This is a genomic window from Nocardia sp. NPDC050717, from assembly GCF_040654275.1.
Taxonomy (GTDB): Bacteria; Actinomycetota; Actinomycetes; order Mycobacteriales; family Mycobacteriaceae; genus Nocardia.
This window is the reverse complement of the sequence record NZ_JBFAHR010000005.1, coordinates 128018-152382: the sequence shown is the minus strand read 5'-3', so window position 1 is coordinate 152382 and position 24365 is coordinate 128018. Positions and strand designations below refer to the sequence as shown.

1 protein-coding gene is annotated in these 24365 nt (G+C 73.8%); it reads right to left on the bottom strand.

Annotated features, from left to right (window positions below; genetic code table 11):
* Positions 1-44 precede the first annotated feature (44 nt).
* The gene (locus tag AB0H56_RS13215; RefSeq protein WP_357161591.1) at positions 45-24365 is read right to left on the bottom strand and encodes a non-ribosomal peptide synthase/polyketide synthase; all 24321 of its coding nucleotides are present in this window, start codon (positions 24363-24365) and stop codon (positions 45-47) included.

Below are 24365 nucleotides of genomic sequence, written 5' to 3'. Positions count from 1 at the left end.
GCCTCGGTGTCAGGCAGCAGGCACGACGGCCTGGCTCAGCGATTCTAGGCGCCCATCGCCCCCGCCCGCGCATCGGCCCTCGCGGTCCGCTGCCCGCCGTTCGCCGATTCGTCCTGGTCGCGCTGGGCGACAGCGGGTTCGGCGCCGTCGAGGACCGCCGCGATCCGCGCGAGGGCCCGCTCCCCCGCCATCGCCCAGTGCGTGGCGTCGATGCCGTGGCGGTGCACCGTGCCGGTGACGGCGGGCGTCCAGGTGGCCGCGCCGCGGGTGCCGGTGGGGTCGTCGACGGTGGCCGCGAAGTAGACCAGGTCACCGTCGAAGCGGCGCGGCCGGTAGCTGTCGACCATCGCCATGGACGCGGTGGCCGCGTCGATGATGCGGGTGAGCCGGGCGCGGTCGAGCCCGGCCAGCGGGCCGCCGAGATCGGCCGCGACGAGCTCGTCCCAGCCGATGTCGAGGTCGTCGCCCGCCAGGCCGCCGAGCAGGTCGCCGACGGTGGGCGCCGGGGTCTGGGCCGGTTCCGCGCCGAGCCAGCTGTCCATCATGGCCAGGCTCGCGACCTGCTCCCCGTCGGCTTGGAGTCCGGTGGCGACGGCGTGCGCGAGCAACCCGCCCAGCGACCAGCCGAGCAGGTGGTACGGCCCCTCTGGCTGCACCGCGCGGATGGCCTCGATGTAGCGGCGTGCCCAGTCGTCGATCGTCTCCGGCAGCGGTTCCGCGGCGGTGAGGGCCGGGGACTGCAGGCCGTAGACGGGGCGTTCGGGGTCCAGGTGGCGGGTCAGCCCGGCGAAGGACCAGGACACGCCGCCGACGGGGTGGATGCAGAACAGCGGGGCGCCGCTGCCGCCTGCGCGCAGCGGCAGCAGGACCGCGAACGCGGCGTCGGCCGTCTCGTCGGCGGCGCGCAGCCGTTCCACCACGACGCCGGGGGTCGGGTCGGTGAAGAACCACGCCACCGGCACCGCGACGCCGAGCGCTTCGCCCAGTCGCGCGGACAGCTGGACCGCGGTCAGCGAGTTGCCGCCGAGGTCGAAGAAGTTGTCGTCCATGCCGATTCGGTCCAGGTCGAGGACCCGGGCGAATACCGTCGCGACGACGCGCTCGGTCTCGGTGATCGGGCCACGGTAGGCCGCCTGCCGCAGGTGTGGGAGCGGCAGGGCGGCGCGGTCGAGCTTGCCCGAGGTGTTGACGGGGAACCCGTCGAGAACGAGCACAGTGGCCGGCACCAGGTACCCGGGCAGTTCGGCGGCCAGCGCGGCCCGCAGGCTCGCCGGATCAGGCTGTGCCCCTGCCGAATCCGCGCCGAGGACGACGTAGCCGACCAGCCGGTCGGCGCCTGCGCCGGACACCACCGCCGCCGCGGCCTGCGCCACTCCGGCCTGCCGCAGCAGCGCGGCCTCGACCTCGCCGAGTTCGACGCGCTGGCCGTTGAGTTTGACCTGGAGGTCGCCGCGCCCGACGTAGTCGAGTGCGGGCGAACCGTTCTCGCCGATCCGCAGGCGTACCAGATCGCCGGTGCGGTACATCCTGGCGCCCGGCCCGGCGTGCGGGTCGGGCACGAACCGCTCGGCGGTGAGCTCGGGCGCGCCGACATAGCCGTGCGCGAGTTGCCCGCCGCCGACGTACAGTTCGCCGACGACACCCGGCGGCACCGGCCGCAGCCGCGCGTCGAGGACGTACAGCGCGGTACCGGCGACCGGGCCGCCGATCGGGACGGTCAGCCGATCGGCGGCACCGACGACGTGCGTGCTCACCTGCACGGTGGTCTCGGTGGGGCCGTAGAGGTTGATCACCTCCGCGCCGAGAACCGCCCGCGCGCGCTGGGCCAGGGCGGCGGGCAGCGCCTCACCACCGGCGAACACCCGCCGCAGCGAGCGGGGCCGGTCGCGCGGGTCCGAGCCCGCGGGAACTCCGCCCGCGTAGCCGTTTCCGGCCGCGGCATGCTCGCGGCGATCGCTCCCGGCGATGTCACCGCTGCCGGTCCCCGCCGAGCCGAGCATCAGGGCCGTACCCGACCCGGCGCTATCCGGTTCGGGTACCCGTCCGACGGAGTGCTCGTGATCGGTGAGGAAAGCGGCCAGCAGCGTGGGCGCGAACTGCGCGGTGTCCACGCGGTGGTGCGCGATCAGGGCGGCGAGGTAGGCGGGGTCGCCGTGACCGCCGGGGCGGGCGATGACGGTGCGCGCGCCGACGCGCGGGGGCAGGAGCAGTTCCCAGATCGAGGCGTCGAAGGTGATCGGCGTCTTGTGCAGGACGGCGTCGCCGGGTGCGAAGCCGAATTCCGTCGCCATCCAGTCGAGCTGGTCGACGATGGCACGATGCGGCACGCCGACACCCTTCGGCAGGCCGGTGGACCCGGACGTGAAGATCACGTAGGCCGTGTTCTCCGGGCGCAGCGGTTGCGTCCGTTCGGCGTCGGTGAGCGGTCCGCTCGGCAGGGCCGTGAGGTCGAGGGCGTCGAGCTCGACGACGTCCAGCCAGGGCAGTCCGCCGCGACGGTCCGCGTCCAGGGCAGGCAGGTCGGCGGCGTCGCGGGTGGTGGTGAGCACGCAGATCGGCTGGGCGATCCGCAGGATCCGGGTGATCCGCTCGGCCGGATGGTCGGGGTCGATCGGCACGTAGGTGCCCCCGGCCGCCAGCACCGCGTGCACCGCGACCAGCAGGTCGGGCGAGCGGCGCGCGGCGACCGCCACCGCCGTGTCGGGGCCGACGCCCCGCCCGACGAGGTGGCGGGCGAGCCGGTTGACCCTGGCGCCGAACTCCGCGTAGGTGAGATCGACGTCGCCGTCGGTGAGGGCGACGGCGTCGGGTGTCGCGGCGACCTGGCGGTCGAACGCGGTGGGCAACACCGCCGCGGAGGCAGGACCCGTTGTGTCACACCAGGTTTCGAGCATCACTCGATCGGCCTCGGTGAGCAGGTCGACCTCGCCGATCGCCCCGTCCGGGTCGGCGGTGACGGCATCGAGCAGCCGCACGAAGCTCGCGGCGAACCGGTCCGCGGTGGCGGCGTCGAAGAGGTCCGTGGCGTAGGTGAGGCTCACGGCGCAGCCGCCCTCGGCGGTATCGGCCAGGACCAGGTCCAGGTCGAACTTGGCGACGGCGGCCGCGGTGTCCAGGCCGGTGACGGTGAGGTCGGGCAGGGTCACCTCGGCCGGTGCCGCGTCCAGGTTCTGGAACGCGAGCATCACCTGGAACAGCGGGCTGTGCCCGGTGGAGCGCACCGGTTCGAGCACGTCGACCAGGCGCTCGAACGGCACGTCGGCGTTGTCGAAGGCGTCGAGGTCGACGCGCCGGGCCTGGCCGAGCAGATCGGTGAACGACGCGGCCGGGTCGACCGCGGTGCGCAGCACGAGGGTGTTGACGAACATGCCGACCAGGTCGTCGAGCGCCGCGTCGCCGCGACCGGCGACAGGGGTGCCGATCGCGATGTCGGCGCTGCCGCTGAGCCGGGCCAGCAGCGCGGCCAGTGCCGCGTGCGCGACCATGAACGGGCTGGCCTCCGCCCGCCGGGCGAGCTGCCCGGCGCGCTGCCAGATCCGCGGCGGCACCACGGCGTCCACGCTCGCGCCGCGATGCGACGCGACCGCCGGACGCGGCCGATCGGTGGGGAGCTCGAGCAGCCCGGGCAGGCCGTCGAGTTCGGCGCGCCAGAAGCGCACCTGCCGGGCGGCGAGCGAGGCGGGATCGCGCTCGTCACCGAGCACCGCGCGCTGCCACAGCGTGTAGTCGGCGTACTGGACTTCCAAGGGCGCCCAACCCGGTTCGATCCCGGCCCGGCGGGCCAGGTAGGCGGCGGTGGTGTCGCGCAGCAGCGGTCCGGCGGAGAAGCCGTCGGCACTGATGTGGTGGATCACCACGACCAGTACCACCTCGTCGGGGGCGCACCGCAGCACGCGCACCCGCACGGGCGGGGCGGCGGTGACGTCGAAGCCGCGACCGATCTCGGCGGCCACGACGGCGGGCACCGCGATCGGGTCGACGGTCTCCACGACCGGGGTCGGCACGAACTGCCACACCGCCTGGTGGCCGATGCCGTCGACGGCGGGGTAGGCGGTGCGCAGCACCTCGTGCCGGTCGAGCACATCGGTGACGGCGGCCGCCAGCGCGTCGGCGTCGACGTCGCCGCGCAGGCGCACCGCGATCGGGATGTTGTAGGCCGCCGACTCGGGGTCGAGGCGGTTGAGCAGCCACATCCGCTGCTGGGCCGCGGACAGCGGAACCCGGTGCGGGCGCGGGCCCGCCGTCAGCGCGAGACCCGCCCCCGATCCGGCGCGGTGGGCCAGGACGGCGGCCAGATCGGCGACCGTGCTCGCCTCGAACAGGGTCCGCACCGGCACCCTGGTCGACAGGGCGGTGCCGAGGCGGGCCGCCACCCTGGTGGCGACGAGGGAGTTGCCGCCGAGCTCGAAGAAGTCGTCGTCGAGGCCGACCCGCTCGCGCCCGAGCACGGTGCCGAAGACCTCGGCGACGGCACGCTGCGCGGCGGTGACCGGCGCGCGGAACGGCCTGGCCACGAATTCCGGGGTGGGCAGGGCTTTCCGGTCGAGCTTGCCGGAGGTGTTGAGCGGGAAGGCGTCGAGCACCACGATCTCCGACGGCACCATGTACGACGGCAGCACCGCCGCCACCCCCGCCCGCAGCCGCGCCGGATCGAGCTCAGCGCCGGGCGTCGGCACGGCGTAGCCGACGAGGCGCTCGCCCGTCGGGCTCGCCGAGACCACCGCCGCGGCCTGGCTGACCGCGGGCAGCGACCGCAGGGCGGTCTCGATCTCGCCGAGCTCGATGCGCTGTCCGCGGAACTTCACCTGGAAGTCGATGCGGTCCAGGTAGATCAGCACGCCGTCGCGGGTCCAGCGCACCAGATCACCGGTGCGGTACATGCGCGCGCCCGCCGGGCCGAACGGGTCGGCGACGAAGCGGTCGGCGGACAGATCCGGGCGGCCGAGGTAGCCGCGCGCCAGCTGCTCGCCCGCGAGGTACAGCTCGCCGGCGACACCCGGCGCGACCGGGCGCAGCCGCTCGTCGAGGACGTACACGCGGGTGTTCCACGCGGGCACCCCGATCGGGACGGTCTGCCCGCTCGCCGCGTCGGCGGGCCAGGCGGTGACCGAGACCGCGGCCTCGGTCGGGCCGTACAGGTTGTGTACGGCCGCAGCGGTTTTCGCCCGCAGCGTGGTCACCGTGTCCGGCGTGAGCGCTTCACCGATGGCCAGGACCAGGCGCAGGCTCGCCAGCTGCTCGACGGTGGCGTGGGCGGCGAACACCGACAGCATCGACGGGACGGAGTCGAGGACGGTGATCCGGTGCGCCGCGACGAGATCCGCGAGATAGAGCGGGTCGCGATGGCCGTCCCGGGACGCCAGCACCAGGGCCGCACCCGCGGCGAGCGGGGCGAAGTAGCCCCAGACCGACAGGTCGAAGGTGGCGGCGGACTTCTGCAGGTACACATCGTCACTGCCGAGTTCGTACCGCTCGAGCAGCCAGGCGAGCTGGTTGCGGATGCCCGCGTGGCTCATGGCCACGCCCTTGGGCCTGCCGGTCGAGCCGGAGGTGAACAGGACGTAGGCGAGGTTCGATTCCCGCAGGGGTGCGGCGAGTTCGGCATCGGCAACGGGATGATCCGGCAGGCCGCCGAGGTCGAGGTCGTCGAGCACGACGACCCGGGGGCCGCCGCTCGCCACGACGCCTTCCGCGGACGACCCGCCGGTACCGGGTGAGCCGTCCGCCGCGGTCGGCGAGAGGACGCCGGATGCGGTGGCAGCGGTCGCGGCGCTCGGCAGCGTCCGACCGGTGGCGAGACCTGGCGCCGGTGCGCGGAACTCGTCTCGCGCGGTGGTCAGGATCCACCGCGGGCGCGCGGTGTCGAGGACCTGGGCGATGCGGTCGGCCGGGTGGTCGGGGTCGATCGGCACGTAGGCGCCGCCCGCGGTGACCACCGCGTACATCGCCACGACCAGGTCGACGGAGCGGCGGATCGCCAGTGCGACAAGGGTATCGGGGCCGACTCCGGTGGCGACGAGGTGCCGGGCGAGGCGGTTGACGCGGGAGTCCAGCTCGCCGTAGGTGAGCGTGGTGTCCTCGTCCACGAGGGCGGTCGCCGCAGGGTCGGCGAGCGCCCGCGCGCGGAACGGCGTGAGCAGCGTCGCGGCGCGGTCGACGTCGTGGGCGGTGGCGTTCCACTCGGTGAGAATCCGGGTGCGCTCCGCCGGTTCGAGCACGTCGAGGGTGTCGAGCGCGGCGTTCGGTGCCGCGGCCACCGCGCCGAGCAGGCGCTCGAGGCGGCCCGCGATCGAGGCCGCGGTCTCGGTGTCGAAGACGTCGTCGGCGTAGGTGAGGACGCCGGTGATCCCGGCGGCCGCACCGTCGGCGGTGTGCTCGTCGCCGACGATGAGGTGCAGGTCGAACTGGGACAGCGCGCTGTCGGTGTCGACCGCCGAGACGGTGATCCCGGGCAGGGCCAGCTCGGCGCGCTCGAAGTTCTGGAACGAGAACCCGACCTGGAACAGCGGATGCCGGGCGGTCGAGCGCGTCGGATCGAGCACCTCGACGAGGCGTTCGAACGGCACGTCGGCGTTGGCGAACACCGCGAGGTCGGTGCCGCGCTGCCGGGACAGCAGTTCGCCGAAGGTCTCCCCGGCCCGCAGCCGGGTGCGGAACACCAGTGTGTTGACGAACATGCCGATCAGGTCTTCCAGCGCGGCCTCGCCGCGTCCGGCGACCGGGGTGCCGACGGTGATGTCGCTGCTGCCCGAGAGCCGGCCCAGCAGCGCGGCGAACGCGGTGTGCACGACCATGAACAGCGTGGCGCCCGCCGCCTTGGCGAGGTCGTTCAGGCGGGCGTGGGTGGCGGCGTCGACCGTGATCGGCACCGTGCCGCCGGCGAGGGTGCGCACGGCGGGTCGCGGGCGGTCCAGCGGCAGGGCGAGTTCGTCGGGGAGATCGGCGAGTTCGCGGCGCCAGAAGTCGAGCTGGCGGGCGGCGACCGAGGCGGGGTCGGTCTCGTCGCCGAGGACCGCGCGCTGCCAGAGGGCGTAGTCGGCGTACTGCACCGCCAGCGGCGTCCACCGTGGCGCGGTGCCCGCGCGGCGGGCGAGGTAGGCCGTCATCAGGTCACGCACCAGCGGCGGGACCGAGGAGCCATCGGCGCTGATGTGGTGCACGACCATGGCCAGTACCGCGGTGTCGTCGCTGATCCGGTACAGCACGACCTGCCACGGCACACCGGCGGTGACATCGAAGGTGGTGGCGGCCAGCGTCGTCACCGCGTCTACCACCTCGTCGGCCGCGATCGGCTGAACACGCAGGGCGACACCGGCTTCGGCGGCGGGCAGGATGTGCTGCACCGGTCCGTCGGCGGTCTCCGGGTAGTAGGTGCGCAGCACCTCGTGCCGCTCGACGAGATCGTCGACGGCCGCGGCCAGCGCCGCGAGGTCGAGCGCGCCGGTCAACCGCACCGCGATCGGCACGTTGTATCCGGCCGATTCCGGATCGAACCGGTTCAGGAACCACATGCGCTGCTGCGCGGGTGAGAGCGGAATCAGCTCCGGCCGTTCCCCCGCCACCAGGGCGAGCCGTCCGGTCGCCTCGGCGGCGTCCAGCGCCGCGGCCAGCGCCGACACGACCGGCGCCTCGAAGATCCGCGCCACCGGCACCTGGCGATCGAGCGCGGCGCCGAGCCGCGCGGCGACCCTGGTGGCGAGGAGCGAATTGCCGCCGAGGTCGAAGAAGTCGTCGTCGGCGCCGACCCGCTCCACGCCGAGCACCTCGGCGAGTACCCCGGCCACCACGCGCTCCGAAGGTGTTGCCGGAGCACGGAACTCGCGGGCGACCAGCTGCGGTGCGGGCAGCGCCCGCCGATCGAGCTTGCCCGAGGAATTGACCGGCAGCTCCGCCAGCACCACGAAGGCACTCGGCACCATGTAGGCCGGAAGGAGTTGCCGCAGCGCGGTCCGCACGCCGTCGAGGTCGATCGCGGGGCCGAGGTCGGCAGTGTCGGTCGTTCCCGCCGACGGGGCGCCGTCGGCACGGGTGCCGGTCGCTGTCGCGCCGAGACCGGGATCCTGCTCCGCGCGATCGGCTTCCGCGATGGCGCCATCGGCTGCGCCCCTGCCGGTCTCGGCGGCGCCATCGACTGCAACGCTGCCGGTCTCGACGGCGTCGCCGACTGCAACGCTGCCGGTATCGGCGGGGACTGCGTCGGTGGCAGGGACCAGGTAGGCGGCTAGATAGTCGCCGGTGCCGTCGTCACGCACGGTGACCACGGCGCGGTCGACGGTGTCGAGGCTGGTGAGCGCGGTCTCGATCTCACCGAGTTCGATGCGCAGACCGCGCAGCTTCACCTGGAAGTCGGTGCGGCCCAGGTATTCCAGTTCGCCCGTGCGGGTGCGGACGACGAGGTCGCCGGTGCGGTACATGCGGGCGCCCGGCTCGCCGTACGGGGTGGCCACGAAGCGGTCGGCGGACAGGTCGGGACGGTTCAGGTAGCCGCGGGCCAGCTGGACACCGGCCAGGTACAGCTCGCCGGGCACGCCGATCGGCACCGGGCGCAGGCGCGCGTCGAGCACGTGCAGGGCGGTGTTGGCGACCGGCGCGCCGATCGGCACGGTGACGGTGTCGGCGTCGGTGACCTCGTGGAAGGTGACGTCGACGGCGGCCTCGGTGGGCCCGTACAGGTTGTGCACGGCCACGCCGGGGATCAGGGCGCGCAACCGCTGCGCGTCGGCGGCGGGCAGCGCCTCGCCGGAGGCGAAGACCTGGCGCAGCGAGACACACCGCGCGGCCGCCGGTTCGGCGAGGAAGGCGGCCAGCATCGACGGCACGAAGTGCGCGACGTCGACGCCGGTGCGGGTGATCACCTCGGCCAGGTAGGCGGGATCGCGGTGCCCGTCTGGCCGCGCGATCACCAGGGTGGCGCCGATCTGCAAGGGCCAGAACAGTTCCCAGACCGAGACGTCGAAGGTGATGGGCGTCTTCTGCAGCACGGTGGCCGTGGCGTCGAGCCGGTAGGTGTCCTGCATCCACCGCAGCCGGTTGACGATCGCGGTGTGGGTGACCGCGACGCCCTTCGGCATCCCCGTGGAGCCGGAGGTGAACAGCACGTAGGCCAGGTCGGCGCCGCGCAGCGGCCGCAGCCGGTCGGCGTCGGTGACCGGCGCCGCCGAGTACCCGGCCAGGTCGATCGTCGCCGGGTCCACCACGGTCACCGGCGCCGCGAAGCCCGCGTCCGCGAGCACGAGAACCGGTGCCGCCGTGACGAGGACGTGCGCGGTGCGGTCGGCCGGGTGGTCGGGGTCGAGGGGCAGGTAGGCGGCGCCAGCGGCCTGCGTCGCGTAGATCGCGACGAGCAGGTCGATGCCGCGCGGCAGGCCGACACCGACGATCGCGCCGGGTCCGACGCCCGCGTCGATCAGCCAGCGGGCGAGCCGGGCGACGCGCGCGGCGAACTCGCCGTAGCCGACGCGTTCGCCCTCGAACGCGAGAGCGACGGCATCCGGTGTGCGGCTCGCCTGCGCGGCGAACAGGGCATCGAGTGTCGCGTCGGTGTCCAGGGGCGCCGCGGTGTCGTTCCAGGCCGCCAGCTGGGCGAGCTCGGCGGGAGCGAGCAGGTCGATCTCGCCGACGGGCGCGGTGTCGTCGGCGACGACCGCCGCGAGGACGCGCACGAACCGGGCGCCGAAGGCGGTGACCGTCTCGGCGTCGAACAGGTCGGTGGCGTAGCGCAGCCAGCCGCGCAGGCCGGATTCGCCTGCCGCACCGCTGATCTCGGTGAGCGCCAGGGACAGATCGAACTGGGTGGTCACGGCGGGCAGGTCGTAGGCCTCGACCCGCAGCCCGGGCAGCTCGATGGTGGTGTCGTCGCGGTGCTCGAACGCCAGCATCACCTGCACGATCGGCGAATAGGCCGTGGAGCGCACCGGATTCAGTTCGTCGACGAGCCGCTCGAACGGCAGGTCGGCGTGGGCGAAGGCGCGCAGGTCGGCGGCGCGCACCGCGGCGAGCAGCTCGGCGAAACCCGCGTCGCCGTCGACCGTGGTCCGCAGCACCAGGGTGTTGACGAACATGCCGACGAGGTCGTCGAGCGCGGCATCGGCCCGGCCCGCGACGGGCGTACCCACCGCGATGTCCGCGCCGGCGCCCTGCCGCGACAGCAGCACCGCGAACGCCGCGTGCACGACCATGAAGGTCGACACGCCGTGCCGACGCGCCAGCTCCTCGATCCCCGCCACCACGCCGGCGGGCACGTCGAATCCGACCGCCCCACCCGCACCGGTGCGCACCGTGGGCCGCGGCCGATCGGTGGCGAGTTCCAGAACCGGTGCGAGCCCGGCCAATTCGTCGCGCCAGTGCGCCAGCTGCCGCGCCATGCGCGAGGCCGGATCGGCCGCGTCACCGAGCACCGCGTGCTGCCACAGCGCGAAGTCGGGGTACTGCACCGGCAGCGGTTCCCACCCCGGCGCGCTCCCCGCGTGCCGGGCGGCATACGCGGTGATCAGATCCCGTGCCAGCGGCGTCGTCGAGACGCCGTCGGCCGCGATGTGATGCACCGCGACCACCAGCACGTGCTCGACTTCCCGGACCGGATCGACAGGCGCGGCACCGCCGGGTGTGAAGGCGCCGACCTCGGTGCCGTTGCGCACGGCGGGCGAGCTGACGTGGGCCACCTCGGCGACGGCCGCGCCGTCGTGGCCGCCGATCGCTCCCGGCGCACTCGGCCACGCCGCAGTGGCCGTGCGCGTCGTGCGGAGCAGGACGGCGCGCAGCGGCGGCTGGGTGGTCAGGTCGTAGCCGGCGCCGACGATCGCACGGATCGCGTCGGCCAGCGCGGACTCGGGGACCTCGCGGACGGCGGCGCCCGGCAGGGCCTCCTCGACCGGGAGGACGACCTGGGTCGGTCCTTCGCCGTCCTCGGGGAAGACGGTGCGCAGCGATTCGTGCCGGGCGAGCACATCGCGCAGTGCCGCCCACAGTGCGTCGGTGTCCAGGTCGCCGGTCAGGCGCAGCGCGATCGGCAGGGTGTAGACGGCCGAGTCCGGGTCGATCCGGTTCAGCAGCCAGAGCCGGGTCTGGGCCGGTGACAACGGGATTCGGTCCGGGCGCGGTTCGACCTTCGTCAGTGGCTGTAGCTGCTCAGCACTGCCCGCGCGTTCGGCCAGGCCCGCGACGGTCGGCGCGTCGAACACATCGCGCACGTCCAGGGCGCTGCCCAGCGCCGCGTTGGCGCGGGCGACCAGGCGCATGGCGAGCAGGGAGTTGCCGCCGACGGCGAAGAAGTCGTCGTCGGCGCCGACGCGCGACTGCCCGAGCAGGTCGGCGATCACGCCGGCCAGCACAGTCTGCGGGCCCGGTCGCGGCGCCACATAGGCGGTCGTGGTGGACAGGTCGGCGGCGGGCAGGGCGGCGCGATCGAGCTTGCCCGCGGCGTTGAGCGGGACGGTGTCGAGCACCACCACGTGCGCGGGAACCATGTAGGCGGGCACCCTGGCGGCGACGTGCGCGCGCACCACGGTGACGTCGACGGCACCGGCGACGTAGGCGACCAGGCATTGCCGTCCGGCATCGTCGGTCGCCGGGACAACGGTCGCGTGGGTGACGCCGGGGGCGTCGCCGAGCGCGGCCTCGATCTCCCCCAGCTCGATCCGCAAGCCACGGATCTTGACCTGGAAGTCGTTGCGGCCCAGATACACCAGCGCGCCGTCGCGCTCGCGGCGCACGAGGTCACCGGTGCGGTACATGCGCGTGCCCGGCGCGTCCGCGACGGCGAACGGGTCGGCGACGAACCGGTCCGCGGTCAGCTCGGGCCTGCCCAGGTAGCCGCGCGCGAGCTGGTCGCCCGCCAGATACAGCTCACCCGTGACGCCGGCGGGCACCGGATGCAGCCGCTCGTCCAGGACGTAGGCGCGCACGTTCCAGTTCGGCCTGCCGATCGGCAGCTCGGTCCGCTCGACCGGCGCGGTGATCTGCTGGAACGTGCTGGTGATCGCCACCTCGGTGGGGCCGTAGGTGTTGTGTAGTTCGCCGGGCAGGGTCGCGAGCACGGTCGAGGCCAGCGCGGCGGGCAGTTCCTCGCCGCCCAGGTGCAGCATCCGCAGCCCGCGCAGGTCCTCGGCGAGCCCTTCGGCGAGCATGGCGGCCAGCACCGACGGCACGAATTCGACCACGGTGACCCGCTGTTCGCGGATCACCCCGGCCTGATAGGCCAGGTCGAGGTGACCGCCGGGCCGCAGCAGGACCAGGGTGGCGCCGAGCAACGCCGGGCACAGCAGTTCCCACAGCGAGACATCGAAGGTCAGCGGGGCGCGCTGGAGCAGCCGATCCGCCGCGGTGAGCCCGTATTCGCCACGTAGCCAGCACAATTCGTTCACCAGCGCCCGGTGCGAGACCAGCACGCCCTTGGGCAGACCGGTGGAGCCGGAGGTGAACAGCGCGTAGGCCGGGTGGGCCGGGTGCAGCGGCGCGAGCCGTTCGGCGTCGGTGACCGGCCCACCGTGCACGGGCGGCCGGGCCGGGTCCTCGAGCTGCGCGACCGTCAGCACCGGGAAGCCGGAGCGGGAGGCGGCGGCGAAATGCACGGAGGCGGTGGCGGATCGGATGCCGCTGTCGACGTGGTCGAGATCGCCCGCCCGCGCCGTGACGACCAGGCGCGGCGCGGCGGTCGCGAGGACGTGCCCGATGCGATCGGCGGGCTGAGCCGGATCGATCGGCACGTACACGCCGCCCGCGGCGAGCACACCGTGCAGCACGACCAGCAGCTCGATGCCGCGTGGCACCGCGACGGCCACGGCGGTCTCGGGCCCGACACCGCATTCGATCAGCCTGCGGGCGAAGCGGTTCGCGCGCGCGGCCAGCGCGCCGTAGGTGATCTCCGTGCCGTCGGCCACGGCGGCGACGGCGTGCGGGTCACGCGCGGCGGCGGCGTCGAGCAGCAGCGCGGCCAGCGGCGCGCGCACGCCGAGTTCGGCGAGCGGCCGGTCGAGCGGGACGGGGTCACCGTGCGGGCCCGCCAGCAGAGCGGCGCGCTCGACGCCGTCGAGCAGGGGCAGATCGCCCACGGCGGTCTCCGGCGCGGTGATCGCGGCGCGCAGCACCCGTTCGAGCATCGCGACGAGGTCGGCGACGGTGCCCGCGTCGAAGAGGTCGGTGGCGTAGCGCAGTTCGAGGTCGAGCCCGGCGGGGGTGCCGTCGGTCGCGTAGTGGTCGACGAAGGTGAAGTCGAGGTCGACAGCGATCGGCGCGTCCGGCAGCTCGACCCCCGAGAGGGTCAGGCCGGGCAGTGCGAAGTCACCGGTGCGCTGGTTCTGCAGCGCCAGCGACACCTGATACAGCGGCGAATATCCCTGCGAGCGAGCCGGATTGAGCGCGTCGACGAGGCTTTCGAACGGCACGTCGGCGTGGTCGAAGGCATCGAGATCGCTCGCCCGCACCTGGTCGAGCAGGGCCGCGAAGGGCGCCTCGGCGCGGACCTGGGCGCGCAGCACCAGCGTGTTGACGAACATGCCGACGATCTCGTCGAGTTCCCGGTGTCCGCGGCCCGCGACCGGCGTGCCGACCACGATGTCCGAGCCCGCGGACAGCCGCGCCAGCAGCACCGCGAGGGCGGCGTGCAGCACCATGAACGGGGTGGCGCGCCGGGACCTGGCCAGCTCGTCGATCCCGCGGTGCAGGTCGGCATCGAAGACGGCGGTGAAGGTGGCGCCGCGCTGGGAGGCGATCAGCGGCCTGCGGCGGTCGGCGGGCAGGGTGAGCACGTCGGGGAGACCGGCGAGCCGATCGGTCCAGTAGGCGAGCTGCCGGGCCAGCGGCGCGGCGGGGTCGTCCGCGCTGCCGAGTCCTTCGCTCTGCCACAGCGCGTAGTCGGCGTAGTGGACGCGCAGCGCGGGCAGTCGCGGGGTGGCGCCCGCGGACCTGGCGGCGTAGGCGGTGACCAGGTCACGGGTCAGCGGGGCCATCGACCAGCCGTCGGCCGCGATGTGGTGCACAACGAGGACCAGCACGTGCTCGGTCGGCGTCACCCGCAGCAGGCGAGCGCGCACCGGCACCTCGGTGGTGATGTCGAAGCCGTCGGCCAGCGCGGCGGCGACCGCGGCCGGTACCGCGTCGGCGGGGAGCTCGGTGACGGGCAGCTCGGGCACGAACGGCGCGCCGACGAGCTGGGTCGCCTGCCCGTCGAATTCGGGGTAGGTGGTGCGCAGCGTCTCGTGCCGGGCCACCAGGTCGCCCAGCGCGCCGCGCAGCGCGGTGCTGTCGAGGTCGCCGCTGAGGCGGATCGCGACCGGGATGAGGTAGGCCGCCGAGTCCGGATCGAAGCGGTGCAGGAACCACATCCGCTGCTGGGCCGGGGAGAGCGGAATCCGGTGCGGCCGTCGGCCCGCCACCGGACCGCGCCGGCTGCCGGTGCCGGACAGGGTGTCCAGCCGGGCCGCGAGGCCCTCGACCGTGCTCGCCTCGAACAGTTCACGCACCGGCACCCGCGCGTCCAGTGCGGCGCCGAGCCGGGCCGCGACCTGGGTGGCGACCAGCGAGTTGCCGCCGAGGGCGAAGAAGTCGTCGGTGCCGCCCACCCGGTCCACGCCGAGGACACCGGCGAAGGTGTCGGCCACGATCCGCTCGGTGGCGGTCACCGGTTCGCGGTACTCGCGTTCCGGCAGGTCCGGCGCGGGCAGTGCGCGCACATCGAGCTTGCCCGAGGAGTTGATGGGCAGTTCGTCGAGGAAGACGTACGCTCCCGGCACCATGTACGAGGGCAGGACGGCGGCCACTGCCGCGTCCAGGTCCGCGGCCGTCGGCGCCGGGCTCGCCGCAGCGCTGCTCGCGAGCTGAGCGGCCGTACCGCCGGCAGGACCGACCGGCGAGCCCGCGGCACCGTGTCCGTCCGCGAGCGAGCCCGCGGCACCGGCCGCCCGCGGCGGGGCGGGGTCGTGTCGCGGACCCGACGCACCTTCCGCGTCGGCGTGGACGCCCGCGCCGGCCGCGACGATGTAGGCGACCAGCTGGTCGGGCCGTCCGGCGTCCGAACGCACGAGGACGGCGGCGCGGCGCACGCCGGGGACCCCGGCGAGTGCGGCCTCGATCTCGGCGGGTTCGATGCGCAGGCCGCGCAGTTTGACCTGGAAGTCGGTGCGGCCCAGGTAGTGCAGGGCGGGTCCGTTGGCGCCGGTGCGCCAGGTGACGAGGTCGCCGGTGCGGTAGAGGCGTTCGCCGGAGCCGAAGGGGTCGGCGACGAAGCGTTCGGCGGTGAGGTCGGGGCGCGCGTGGTAGCCGTCGGCGAGCTGGGCGCCCGCCACATAGAGTTCGCCGGGGACACCGGCCGGGACCGGCCGCAACCGCGAATCCAGCACGTACACACGGGTATTGGCGACCGGGGAACCGATCGGCACGGACGCGGTCGACTCGGCGCCCACCTCGTGGGTGGTGACCTGGATGGCGGTCTCGGTCGGCCCGTACAGGTTGACGACCCGCGCTCCGGAGGCATCGCGCACCCGCCGCGCCAGGTCGGTGGTGAGCGCTTCCCCGCCCGCGAAGACCAGGCGCAGCGAATCCCGCGGCGCCGGTTCCGCGACGACGGCCGCCAGCACGGACGGCACGTACTGCACGACGGTGGCGCGGTGACGGGCGGTGGCGTCGGCCAGGTAGGCGGGGTCGCGATGGCCGTCGGCGGTGGCGAGCACCAGGCGCGCGCCGGTCTGCAACGGCCACAGCAGTTCCCACACCGAGGCGTCGAAGGTGAACGGGGTCTTCTGCAAGACGACATCGTCCGACGTGAGCGCGTATTCGGTTTGCAGCCAGAGCATGTGGTTCACCACAGCCCGGTGCGGCACGGCCACACCCTTCGGCCTGCCGGTCGAGCCGGAGGTGAACAGCACGTAGGCGAGGTGTTCGGGTCGCAGCGGGGCGAGCCGTTCGCCGTCGACGATCGGGTGGTCCGGCAGATCCGACAGGTCGAGCGCGTCGATCGCCAGCGCCGAATCACCGAGGGCAGCGGCATGTTCGGTGGCCGTCAGAACACAGACCGGTGCCGTGCGGTCGAGGACGTACGCGATGCGGTCCGCCGGATGATCGGGATCGACCGGTACGTACGCGGCGCCCGCCGCGAGCACCGCGTGCACGGCGACCAGCTGGTCGAGTCCGCGGGGCAGCGCGATCGCGACCACCGCGCCCGGACCCGCGCCGAGGCCGATCAGGTGCCGCCCCAATCGGGAGATTCGCGCGGCGAACTCGACGTAGGTCAGCATGAGGTATCCCGCTGCGTCGGAGCCGGACTCGCCACCTCCGGCGCTTTCCTCGACGCCGTGCTGTCGGCCTCGGCCCGCACGCTCGACCGCGCCGCGCTTCCCGGGCGGGAGCTGGCCGTCCGGGCCTTCGCCACGGCGATCGGCCGCCGCGTCATGGGGCTCCGTGGCGGAACCGAGCGCGTCCATCGTCTGCGACACGGTCGCGGCTGCCGACCGACCCGGGGCACCGAGCCCCGCACTCCCGGCCCGGCGCTGCGCCGGATCGGCATCGACGACCACTGCGATCGCGTGCGGCGTCTCGGCCGCGCGGGCCGCGAACAGGGCGGGCAGCGTCGCGGTCTGATCGAAGGCCGTGCCGGTGTCGTTCCACGCGGTGAGGATCTCAGCGGACTCGCTCGCGTCGAGCAGGTCGATGTCGCCGACCGGGCGGGCCGGGTCGATCAGGACGGCGTCGAGGAGCCGGTGCAAGCGGGCGGCGAAGCCGGCCACCGTGGCGGAGTCGAACAGGTCGGTCGCGTAGACGAACGCGCCGGAAATCCCCGCGGGAGCACCGGATTCGTCCCGGTGCTCGGTGAGGGTGAGTTCCAGGTCGAACTTGGCGACGCCGGTGGGGAGCTCGACACCGCTCACCGCGAGGCCCGGCAGCGAGGCGGCGCTCGGGGTGTCCTCGTTGAGGGACAGCATCACCTGGAACAGCGGATTGCGGGCGGTGGAACGGACCGGGTCGAGCACCTCGACGAGTCGTTCGAACGGCACGTCGGCGTGCTCGAAGGCGGCGAGGTCGGTCTCGCGCACCCGTGCGACCAGCTCGGTGAAGGGCAGACCGGGCGCGACGTCCGTGCGCAGCACGAGGGTGTTGACGAACATGCCGACGAGATCGTCGAGCGCCCGATCGCCACGGCCCGCCACCGGCGTGCCGATCGCGATGTCGGTGGTCGCCGACAGCCGGGCCAGCAACGCCGCGAACACCGCGTGCGCCGCCATGAACACGGTGACACCCCGCGCCCTGGCGAATTCGGCCAGCGCCCGGTGCGTTTCGGCATCGATCGCGACCGGATACGTGTCGCCGTGCCGGGAGGCCACCGCGGGCCTGGTCCGGTCGGTCGGCAGCTCCAGCTGCTCGGGCGCCCCGTCGAGGGCACGCGCCCAGAACGCCAGCTGCCGAGCCACTTCCGACGCCGGGTCGGCGGCGTCACCGAGCACCGCGTGCTGCCACACCGCGTAGTCGACGTACTGCACCGGCAGCGGCTCCCAGCCCGGGACCTGTCCCGCTGTCCGCGCACCGTAGGCGACCAGCACGTCCCGCACCAACGGCCCGAACGAGAACCCGTCCGCGGCGATGTGATGCAGCACGAGCACCAGCACGTACTCGGCGTCGTCGGCCACGTGCCCGGCGGGACTCACCGCGTCGGTCGTTCCGCCGTCCGCCCCGGCCACGGCGTCCACGCTCGCGGCCGAGGACCGCGCGGGTTCGACGACACCGAGGTCGGCCGCATCGGCCGCCCCGCCGGCCGGCTCGGTCGTTGCGCCGAGGTCCGTGCTCGGCGCAGAAGACCGCGTGGAGTTCGCGACCCGAAGACTCACGTCGGCGACTCCGTCACCCGGCTCGGTGGTGTCGGCGGCCGGGGACCGTGGGGGTTCGGCGACGCGCAGCAGCGTCACGCGCAGCGGTGCGTCGATCGTCAGGTCGAAACCGGTGGTGGCGGCCTCGCGGACCGCGTCGGGGAGCGCGTCGCGGGTGACGACGCGCGGCAGGATCTCGGGGAGGAGACCGTCGGCGGCGAGGATCTCGGCGATGGGGTGGCCGTCGCGCTCCGGATAGCGGGTGCGCAGGACCTCGTGTCGGCGCACGACGTCGACCAGGGCGTGCTGCAGCGCCGCCAGGTCGAGCCCGCCGGTGAGCCGCACGGCCAGGGGGATGTTGTCGGTGGCCGAGCCGGGGTCGAAGCGGTTGAGGAACCACATGCGCTGCTGCGCGGGCGAGAGCGGCAGCCGCTCGGGCCGCGGCCCGGCGACGAGCGCGGGACCGGAACCGGTGCCACGCAGACGATCCACGGCGGCGGCCAGGGCGCGCACCGTCGACGTGTCGAAGAGCTGGCGGACCGGAACCCGCAGGTCCAGGTCGGCGCCGAGCCGGGCCATCAGCCGGGTCGCGAGCAGCGACGTGCCGCCGAGGTCGAAGAAGTCGTCGTCGCGACCGGCCCGCACCACCCCGAGGACCTCGGCGAACGCGGCGGCGACCACCTGTTCGGCGGCGGTCTCGGGCGCGCGGTAGACCGCGGCCTCGAACACCGGCGCGGGCAACGCGGACCGATCGAGCTTGCCGACCGGGGTCAGCGGCACGCTGTCCAGGGCGACGATCGCCGCGGGCACCATGTGGGCGGGCAGATGCTCGGCGACATGCGCCACGAGCGCGCCGGTGTCGACGGTGGCGCCCGCGACCGGGACCACGTACGACACCAGCACGGTCGCCCCGGCCTCGGTGCGGTGGCCGAGTGTCGCGGCGAAGTCCACGGTGGCGTGCCGGGCGAGGACGGCGTCGATCTCGCCGAGCTCGATCCGGAAGCCGCGCACCTTCACCTGGAAGTCGTTGCGGCCCAAGTACTCCAGATCGTGCGCGCCGTCGCGCCGGACCCAGCGCACGGTGTCGCCGGTGCGGTACATCCGCTCCCCCGGCGCGCCGTGCGGGTTGGCGACGAACCGTCCCGCCGTCAACGCGGGCCTGCGGTGATAGCCGTTCGCCAGTTGCGCGCCGGCGATGTACAGCTCACCGACCACGCCCACGGGCACCGGACGCAGCCGCTCGTCGAGCACCAGCTCGGTGGTCCCCTCCACCGGCGCGCCGAGGGTGATCGGCGTTGTCGCGGTGAGGGGTTCGCTGATGTTGGTGACGATGGTCGTCTCGGTCGGGCCGTATCCGTTGCGGAAGACGAGGCCGGGGATCGCGGCGGTCCACCGCGCGACCAGCTCCGCCGGGCACGCCTCACCGCCGACGACCACCACGCGCAGCGCGTCGAGTCCGGTCGGGTCGACCGTCGCGAGCGCGGACGGCGTGATGATCACATGGGTCACCCGCTCGGCGCGCAGCAAATCGCCCAGCTCCGCCCCACCGAACACCCCGGGAGGCGCGACCACCATGGTCGCGCCCGCGCTGACGGTCAGGAGCAGTTCCGCGACCGAGATGTCGAACGACGGCGACGCCACGTGCAGCACGCGCGCGTCCGCCGCCGCAAGGTACCGCCCGGCCTGCACCGACACGTAGGTGCTCACCGCACCGTGCGGAATCACCACGCCCTTGGGCAGACCGGTGGTGCCGGAGGTGTAGATGACATACGCGGGATCGCGCGGGTCCAGAGCGCGGCCGTGCCGCAGGCCGGGAGGGCCCGAGTCGGCGGGGCGCTTCCCGGCATCCGCCACACCGGATCCGTCCACACTCGGCACCGCAGAGCCCGCCACAACGGGCGCCGAGTCGACGGGACGCGTCCCAGCAGCCGCCACACCGGATCCGTCCACACTCGGCACCGCAGAGCCCGCCACAACGGGCGCCGAGTCGACGGGACGCGCCCCAGCAGCCGCCACACCGGATCCGTCCACACTCGGCACCGCAGAGCCCGCCACAACGGGCGCCGAGTCGACGGGACGCGCCCCAGTAGCCGCCACACCGGATCCGTCCGCACTCGGCACCGCAGGGGCCGCCACAACGGGCGCCGCCTGGCCGAGGGGGTTCGCGGGGTCTGCCACGCGCTCGGCGACCTCGCCGGCGACCCCTGGGGCGCCGACGGCGGGGTCGGCCACGCGCTCGGCGACCTCGCCGCCGACTCCCGGGGTGCCGACGGCGGGGTCTGCCACGCGCTCGGCGACCTCGCCGCCGTCCCCCGGGGCGCCAACGGCGGAATCCTGGGCTGCGTCGCCGGTGTCGTCTGCTGTGCAGAGGGCGGGGTGGTCCTCGGCGGGGGCCAGGGTGAGCCAGTCGACGGTGCCGGGCAGGTTCTGGCGCAGGGTGGTGACCGTGATTCCCGCTGCCGCACCGGAATCCGACAGCATGTGGGCGATCCGGTCGGCGGGGTAGTTCGGATCGACGGGCAGGAACGCCGCACCGGATTTCACCACAGCCCAGACGGCGGTCACCGAGGCGGCGGAGCGGGGGATGCCGACGGCGACGATGTCGCCGGGGCCGATGCCACGCGCGGTCAGGCGGGCGGCGAGGCGAGTCGCGGTGGCGTCGAGTCCGCCGTAGGTCAGGGTGCGCTCGCCGTCGCGCAGGGCGATCGCGGCGGGGTCGGCGGCGGCGCGCGCCAGCAGCTCGGGGAGAAGCGGTGCGGGCGTGACGGTTCCGCCGTGCCGGGCGGTCAGGTCGGCGAGTTCGCCGTCGAGCAGCAGCGGCAGGTCCGCGACCGCGGTGGTCGGCGCGGCGGCGATCCCGGCGAGCAGGCCGGTGAAGCGGCGAGCCATGTCGGCCACGGTCGGCTCGTCGAACAGATCTGTGGCGTAGGAGAATTCGCCGGACAGACCCCGGTCCGTGTCACGCAGGGTCACCGAGAGGTCGAACTTCTCGATGTCGTAGGGCAGGTCGACGGCGGCGGCGCGCAGGCCGGGCAGTTCGAATGTGGCGGGCGGCAGGTTCAGCAGCGACAGCGCCACCTGGAACAGCGGGTGCCGCCCGGCCGATCGCGCCGGGGCGAGCACCTCCACGAGCCGCTCGAACGGCAGGGTCGTGTGCGCGAACGCCGCGACATCGTCGGCGCGGACGCGACCGAGCAGCTCGGCGAAGGATTCCGCGCCGTCCACCCGGGTCCGCAGGACCGCCGTGTTGACGAACATGCCGATCACGTCGTCGAGTTCGGCCGCGCCACGACCGGCGACCGGCGTACCGATCGCGACATCCGTGCTCCCCGACAGCCGCGCGAGGAGCACCGACAGCGCCGCGTGCAGGACCATGAACAAGGTCGCGCCCCGCTCGGCGACAAGGGAATTCAGCGCCGCGACCAGATCGGCGTCGAGGTCGAAGGCGACCCGCCCGCCACGCATCGACGCGACCGCGGGCCTGGGCCGGTCGGTCGGCAGGCTCGTCTCGTCGGGCAGCTCCGCCAACGTCGCCCGCCAGTAGGCGATCTCACGCCCCGCGCGGGACTCGGCGTCGTCCTCGGCACCGAGCAGCTCGCGCTGCCACAGCGTGTAGTCGGCGTACTGCACCGGCAGCGGCGTCCACGCCGGAGCAGCACCACCCGTGCGCGCCGCATACGCCGCCATGGTGTCGCGCACCAGCGGACCGGCCGACCACCCGTCAGCCGCGATGTGGTGCACCACCAGCACCAGCACATGATCACCGTCGACCTCGAACAACCGCACCCGCATCGGCGGCGCGACCGTCACCTCGAAGCCACGCCCGATCACAGCCGCCAGTTCCGTCGGAAGGTCGCGGGCGGCAACGTGAATCGGGGAGAGTAACCCGAGCCCCGCCGAGGTCGTACTCTCGCCGGTAGAAGCGGCCTCGATGCCGATCGCCACCCCTGCGCCGGGCCAGCCGGTCTCCACCGTGCCCTCGAGGCCGACAGCGACGCCCGATCCCGGCCACCCGCCGAGACGGTCGTCCCCGGCACCGGCGTACTCGGCTTTCCGGTACGACATACCCCGATCGGCCGCGGAATCAGCGCCGACCTCGATAGAGGCGCCGCTCGCGTCGCCCTGCGTCGTCACCCCGGTGAACGCCGCGGAGCCGCCGACTTCGGCATCACACGTGCGACTACCCGAGGTGTCCCGCGATCCCAGGAAGTCGTCGATCCGCCCCATCGAGCGCGCCTCGGCAGCCAGCGCGGCCAATGCCTCCTCCGGAGCGAGCACCCGCTGCGTACCCACCCCGTCGATCTCGGGATACACCGTGCGCAGCACCTCGTGCCGGGCGAGCAGGTCACCGACCGCCGCGCGCAACGCCGTCAGATCCAGCGCGCCGGACAGGCGCACCGCGATCGGGATGTTGTAGGCGCCCGAGTCCGGATCGAAACGGTTCAGGAACCACATCCGCTGCTGGGCGGGCGAGAGTGGCACCACCTCGGGCCGGGGCCCGGCCACCAGGGCGGGACGGTCGTCGACCTGCCCGTCGTCGATCAGCTGGGCGAGCACGGCGACGGTCGGGCTGTCGAAGAAGTCCCGGACATCCACCCGCACACCGAAACTCGTCTGCAGCCGGGCGATGGCGCGGGTCGCGACGAGCGAGTTGCCACCCAACCGGAAGAAGTCGTCGTCCGCGCCGACGGCCTCGACGCCGAGCAGCTCGGCGAACAGTTCGGCCACCGCGCGTTCGGTCTCGGTCTCCGGCGCCCGGAACTCGGCCGCCGCCGGCCGGAAATCGGGTTCCGGCAGCGCCTTCCGATCGAGCTTGCCGCTGGCATTGATCGGCATGGCGGGCAACTGGACGAACAGCGACGGCACCATGTACTCCGGCATCGACGCCTTCGCGTGCGCGGCCAGCTCGGCCTCGTCGAGCTCGGCACCGTCGACACTCACCACGTAGCCGACCAGCGCCTCCCCCGCCGCGTGCCGGTGCAGGATCACCGCGGCATTGCCGACGCGCGGATGCGCGGCCAGCACCGCCTCGATCTCCCCGAGCTCGATCCGCAACCCGCGCAGCTTCACCTGGAAGTCGGTGCGCCCCAGGTATTCCAGCTCACCGCCCAGCTCGCGCACGAGGTCACCGGTGCGGTACATGCGTTCGCCGGGCACGCCGAACGGGTTGGCCACGAACCGGTCGGCGGTGAGCCCCGGCCGCGCGACATAGCCGCGCGCCAGCTGCACGCCCGACAGATACAGCTCGCCGACCACCCCCGCGGGCACCCGGTCGAGGTTCTCGTCGAGCACCAGCAGGCCGGTGTCGTCGGCCGGGCCGCCGATCGGCACCGACACCTCGTCGGCGGCGCTCACCTCGTGCGCGGTGACATCGACCGCGGCCTCGGTGGGACCGTACAGGTTGTGCAGCGCGGCCGCCGACAGCGCGCGCAGCCGGGCGGCGGTGGCGGCGGGCAACGCCTCACCCGAGGCGAACACCAGCCGCACCGACGACAGGTCCACCGGCGACTCGGCGAGCTCACCCACGAACGCCGCCAGCATCGACGGCACGAAGTGCGTCACGCTCACCCGGCGCTCGGCGATCAGCGCGGCAAGATACGCCGGGTCACCGTGGCGGCCGGGCTCGGCCACCACCAGCTCGGCGCCGATCTGCAAGGGCCAGAACAGCTCCCACACCGACACGTCGAAGGTGTACGGCGTCTTCTGCAGCACCACGTCGGCCGCCGACAGCGGATACCGGTGCTGGCGCCAGTCCAGATTCGCCACGATCGCGCCGTGGGTGACGGCGACACCCTTGGGCCTGCCGGTGGACCCCGAGGTGAAGATGACATAGGCGGTGTTGCCCGCGACGGCGCCGCCGTCGACCACCGCGGGGGCCGCCGACCAGTCGATGTCGTCGGTGCGCAGGACCGTGCAGCCGGTCAGCTCCGGCTCGTCGCAGGCCCGCGTCACCACCACGACCGGACGCGCCACCTCGAGCACGTAGCGCAGCCGCTCCACCGGGTGATCCGGATCCAGCGGCACGTACGCGCCGCCCGCGCGCACGATCGCGTGCACGGCGACGATCAGGTCGATACCGCGCCGCATCGCCAGCCCGACCAGCGCCTCCGGGCCCACGCCGAGCTGCACCAGCCGGGCGGCCAACGCCCGCACCCTGGCATCGAATTCGGCATAGGTGAGGGCGATGTCGCCGAAGCGCACCGCGACGGCGGCCGGGGTGCGGTCCACCTGCTCGGTGAACCGGTCGACCAGTGTCGGCGCGGCCGGTGCCGTCAGACCGAGGACCGCCATCGCCTGCTCGGCGAGGTCGGCCAGCAGGGCGCCGAACGTCCCGTCGGCCGCGTCGACCACACCGGGGAACAGTTCGGCCAGCACCACCTGCACCAGGGTCTCCGGGTCCAGCGCGCCACCGGTCAGCTCGGCCATGGTCGTGAGCTGGGCGTCCAGGTCGGCGAACGACACCGACGTCGCACCGAACTCCACCGCGATCCGCGCCGGCTCCATGACCGCGACCGCCGCCACCAGCGCCGCCAACTGCTCTGTTCCCGCGCGCGCCGGAGTGGTGTTGGTCAT